At 65.6% G+C, this 4601-nt stretch carries 4 protein-coding genes; 3 read left to right on the forward strand and 1 reads right to left on the reverse strand.

The genetic code is table 11. The features are described 5' to 3' along the window. Positions 1–302 precede the first annotated feature (302 nt). Complete coding sequence (locus tag B141_RS51715) at positions 303–782, forward strand: zinc-binding dehydrogenase (RefSeq protein ID WP_020578251.1); 480 nt, start codon at positions 303–305, stop codon at positions 780–782. Between the two features lie 441 nt (positions 783–1223). Here B141_RS51715 and B141_RS0126685 read toward each other — a convergent pair whose 3' ends face one another. Further along, on the reverse strand, positions 1224–1496 hold the full coding sequence (locus B141_RS0126685; RefSeq protein ID WP_020578252.1) for a YncE family protein: 273 nt from the start codon (positions 1494–1496) through the stop codon (positions 1224–1226). Positions 1497–2309: 813 nt separating this feature from the next. Between B141_RS0126685 and B141_RS0126690 the strand changes: the two genes are divergently transcribed. Together B141_RS0126690 and B141_RS0126695 are read left to right on the forward strand one after the other, a co-directional pair. After that, positions 2310–3011 (forward strand): hypothetical protein, encoded by a 702-nt coding sequence (locus B141_RS0126690; RefSeq protein ID WP_020578253.1) that lies wholly within the window; start codon positions 2310–2312, stop codon positions 3009–3011. Positions 3012–3839: 828 nt separating this feature from the next. After that, positions 3840–4466, forward strand: a complete 627-nt coding sequence (locus tag B141_RS0126695) for a GNAT family N-acetyltransferase (RefSeq protein ID WP_020578254.1) — start codon at positions 3840–3842, stop codon at positions 4464–4466. Positions 4467–4601: the final 135 nt, after the last annotated feature.

Genomic DNA, 4601 nt, shown 5'->3' on the forward strand with positions numbered 1-4601 from the left:
TGCTGGGACGGGTAACCCAACAGCACCTGGGCAACCGCCAAACAGACCAGCTCGGCATCAGTCAGTCTCTTCGGCCGCCCGGGTGTGAGCCGGTGCGCCTCCACCACGTGATCATCGATGTACACATACAGTGCGGTCAGGAGGGTATCGAGGTTGTTCGTCACAAAACGACATCGATACCCTCCGCCGCGTCAAGATCCCAGCAGCCACACCGAACAGAGTTAGGAATCACTCGTCTAGAGCGGGCCGTCGACCTGGCCGGCGAGCTGGCCGGCCGCCGGGTGCTAGTCAGCGGGGCCGGCATGCTCGGACTCACCGCCGTCGCGGCGGTCGCGGACGCCGGCGCTGCCGAGGTGGTAGTGGTCGACCCCGACCCAGCCAGGCTCGAGCTGGCTCTGAGGTTTGGTGCGGACCGCATCCGACCTGCCGGGGAGCGGGTGCCGCGCGTCGACGTTGCGCTGGAGCTCTCCGGTGCGCCGGCCGGGGTCGGGACTTGCCTGGACTGTCTCGACGTCGGCGGCGCGCTGGTGCTGGTCGGGTCGGTCGCACCCGGCCCGCCGATCGCTCTCGACCCGGAGCGTGTGGTCCGCAGCTGGCTCACCGTGGCGGGTGTGCACAACTACGAGCCGCGCCACCTCCGGCGGGCCGTCGCCTTCCTCAACGGCAGCCGGTGGCCGTGGGCCGACCTGGTGGCCGAGCCGGTCGGGCTGGACCGCGTAGGTGAGCTGCTCCTCTCCCCGATGGTGCGGCCACGAGCGAGCGTGCGCCCTGAGGTTCGATAGCCCATTCGAGTCACGGGTCGGATCGGCGCGAAGAATTTCCACCCCGCGACGGAGGGCATTCGGCTCCGCCGACCGCGGCCGGGATTTCGTCGGAGTTCTCCGGCGCATCGAGCGCGGCTGCGCTTGGCGACGGATTTGGTGCAACGACCTGACGAAACCGGGATGACTCCCCGAGCGCACCGGCCGTGCCGGCATCGTGCACACTGATCATCGAAGCCCTTGGTGTGATCTTCCGTCTGTCGCAAGAAGGAATGATCAACCAAGGGCTTCATCCATGATCAACAGGGCGTATCCCAACCGCACCTGGTTAAACAACAAGCATTAGAGGCCACTCAGGCCTCCAGCGGGATGGCGGGAAACAGCTCCATGCGCCGACCCTAGACAACCCGATCCGCGCCTGCCACCGGCTTGCCACCGTGCGACGTGTCTACGGGGAACGTGTCATGGTTTCACTGCTATGCCGTAGGGGCTGTTGCCGACAGGAACTGTGGCAAGAACTTTGTGGGTGTTGGGGTCGATGACGCTCACGTTGCCGCTTCCTTGGTTGGCGACGTAGACCCGGCTGGGCGTGACCGCGAGGTTGAAGGGGTCGGTCCCGGGTGGGCCGACGGAGATCGTCGTGGAGACGCGGTGGCTTTGGGTGTCGATCACGGCGATGCGGCCGGGGCCGAGTACGGCGACGTAGGAGGTCTGTGCGTTCGGTCCGATCGCCACGTCGAAAGGGCTTCGCCGACTGGCACAGGCGCCGCTACCGCGCCTGTCTGTGTTGTGACGGCCGTGATCCCGGCGCTTACCTCGTTGGCGATGTAGGCCGACCGGCCATCCTCGGAGAGCGCGACAGCTACCGGGAAACGGCGCGCCTTGGAGACGTTCGGTGGGACGGCTTCACCAACCGCAGGACGTCCGACCCGGCTGCGGAGGCGATACCAGCGGATATCGGAGGCGAAGTCGCCGAGCGCTTCCTTCGCCGCGTTACCGGGGCGACGATCACTTGGCGTACGTCGTACCGAGTGCCGACATAGGCCCCAGGGGGAATAGGTGAAAGCCCACATGATGGCAGCATGAACCGACGGCGACCCGGTGGGATCGAGCCGCTTCGGGATTTCCTACGCGCCCGCGTCCTCGAGGATGACGCGGAGGCAACCGCGTACGACCCAGGTTTGCGAATCCACCCGTCGGCGAATTTACGACCTGCTCCGCAGGTCCGCCGGTGGGGTTAGCGCTGGAGTAGGGGCCCAACCGGTTCTCCGGGTGAACCGGCCGAGGCCCTGGTCCACCCACATCGCGACCATGCTGCTTTGGTGGTGGGGTCTGCATGCCCTCTGAGTGGAGAAAGAACGAGACCATGCGTTATGTACCACCGAACAGGTCGACCGAATCCTGCCGGTGAGGCGAGCGAATCGTTCTCGCAGGGCTGTCGACCCCGAGGTTGCCGGGTATCGGTCGGTATGGACTCAACTATCGGACATTGGTCCCGGCTATCACCCGGCCCAACAGCGCGCGACTGCCTTCCGGCAAGGAGACGACATGGGTTTCGCGGCCACCCAACGGTTTGTTGAGGACTTGAACGAGGTTTTGTCGACGATCGGTGAGGAATTGAGTGGTGAGCAGGAAGCCGCCGCCTACCGGGAGATCGCCGATCATCTGCAGGCTCGTGACGTCGCCTGGATCAGTAGTGTCTCCGCCCACGAGGTGGAGCTGAGTGAACAGGAGTGGGCCAAGCTGACGAAGCGGGTCCAGATCCTGGCGACGAACGCGACGAGGACTGTTGACCATTCCCTCGAGCCCAACACGTGGTGGCTAGGCCAGAGGTCGATCGAGCTGCTGTCCCTGGCCACCTGGATCGGTATGCACCCGGTCACCGGCGCCGATGTTGCGCATCTGCTGGTGCATCCGCGCAGCGACGGATTCGCCGAGAAGATACAGCGGCTCGCTGAGGCGCTCGGCCTAGCCCGCGCCGATACCGGCGACATGATCCAAGTGGCGCCAGATACAGCGTGGGCCACATTCCGCGACGCCGGGGCAGGCCGATCAGTATGGCTCCACTACGCCGACACCGAATGGCTGCAACACCCCATCACCCCCGCATGGGAAGCCGCCGCGAGCGCCCACAGGTTCATCGTCCTCTCGGCAGGCATGGACGGACTCCACGCCCAGAGCCTGCGCCACATCGACCCATACCTCGCCCGCGCACACCGCCTCTACACCGGCCTCATCCGACTTGCCTGATCCGACGCCCTCCGCTGGCCGGCCAGCCCGTCGTCCACCCGTGTCGCCGGCCTCGGTTGCTGAGTCGGACGCAGTGACCACCATGCTGGCCTCAGACTTGAGGCCCCTGCCCCATACCCAGGCGCCAGAGCGGGCCGCAGCAAACGCGTCGAGTACGACGGGGTCGACGGCCTGTCGTGGGACCCGTCGTGGGAGGCCGATTCCGCCAAGCAGACCAGCCCGCGTATGACCGCCCTGACCACGACAATCAGCCCGACGAAAACCATGACGCACAGCCCCACGGCGACGCATCGTTGAAAGGCAGCCATGCCCACAGGCGGGGCTATTCGGCAAGTACCCGAGGTGCGCTAGGGCCCAGGGTGCCTTTCCGACACCTCCGCCCCGCCTCCCCCGCGGGTGTGACCGGCGGCGGCGAGGGTGGCTCGCCCCGGGCGTGTAGACGATCACGCCGGGCTGGCGGCGTAACGCCGCTGAAGTTGTCCATAGACGCAGCGAGGGCCGTCGGTCGTTGAGGCGTCGGCTGGGGCCATTCGACTTGACCTGGCTGGGAGTTGTGAGGCGATGGCCCACCTAACCCAGCCGCGTCACCGGCCGAAGCCTTGTGGCGTGGTGATCGTGTTCGCCCGCAGTCGACCCCGACCGGCGAAGCCGGGGCGAGGAGCCGGCCGGGCTGGGGCTCCTGAATGGCCACGTAGGAGTCCCTCAGCACACCTACCCACCCACACGCCTGGGCCTAATCCTTCGGCGCCGTGAGGTGCTCCAACGAGAAAGGACAGGCGTGGCGCAAACGGCTGGCTCGGGCGAGGTCGGATCTGGTAGAGGTGGTTCGTGATCTTTGATGCCCGGCGACTTTGGCTACTGCAGCTCCGACTGGAGTGCAAGGCTCTGGACTCAGACGGCAGGCTCGTCCGTATCGAAGGCCCGCGACCCGATGAGATCGCAACCTGTTCGATCGCCAGATTCCATGATGGGTACAGGGTCACCTTCGCCGCGACCGCAGATGACGATCTGGTGGATCGAGTAGCCGCTTTGCCGGAGGAGATGTTCTTCGAGGACAGCATGCGGGCCGCGAGTGCTATGGGGCAAGGCCGCGCGATGAACATCACCAAGTGCAGCACCTACGTCTTTCCAGAGGTCTTGAGGCCGGTAGACCCAGCCATCGTCCGCAAGGGCTACGAGGAGTTCGCGATCACGGTCGACGACCGCGAGGTCTCATGGGCCAGCTCCTCACGCTCCAACTCTGAGGCGGCCGAACTATGGGTGTGGACCGATGAAAACGCCCGTCGCAGCGGCTATGGACAGCAGGTGTCGAAGGCGTGGGCATCGGAAGTGACAGGCGAGGGACGAGTGGCCTTCTACAGCCACCTCGACGACAATCAGCCTTGTCGCCGCCTGGCCTCGAAGCTCGGAGTCGTGCACCTCTTTGGCCTGGCCAACTTCACGATTGAGGGCTGATCGCTGCAGAACTCATGCCATGCGATTGGCTTCACACCAACTTGACCCCCAGATTCCACGAATACCATCTGCCAGGTCAACGCCCTATGCACGAGTGAACAATGCGTGCGCAGACGGGCTCACGGAGCATCGCTG

Origin of the sequence: Actinopolymorpha alba DSM 45243 (genome assembly GCF_000373925.1) — a bacterium.
GTDB lineage: Bacteria > Actinomycetota > Actinomycetes > Propionibacteriales > Actinopolymorphaceae > Actinopolymorpha > Actinopolymorpha alba.

What these genes read in the sequence shown, in the direction of transcription:
- B141_RS51715 (WP_020578251.1), top strand. Translation starts at nt 303, where the DNA reads ATGCTCGGACTCACCGCCGTCGCGGCGGTCGCGGACGCCGGCGCTGCC.
- B141_RS0126690 (WP_020578253.1), top strand. Translation starts at nt 2,310, where the DNA reads ATGGGTTTCGCGGCCACCCAACGGTTTGTTGAGGACTTGAACGAGGTT.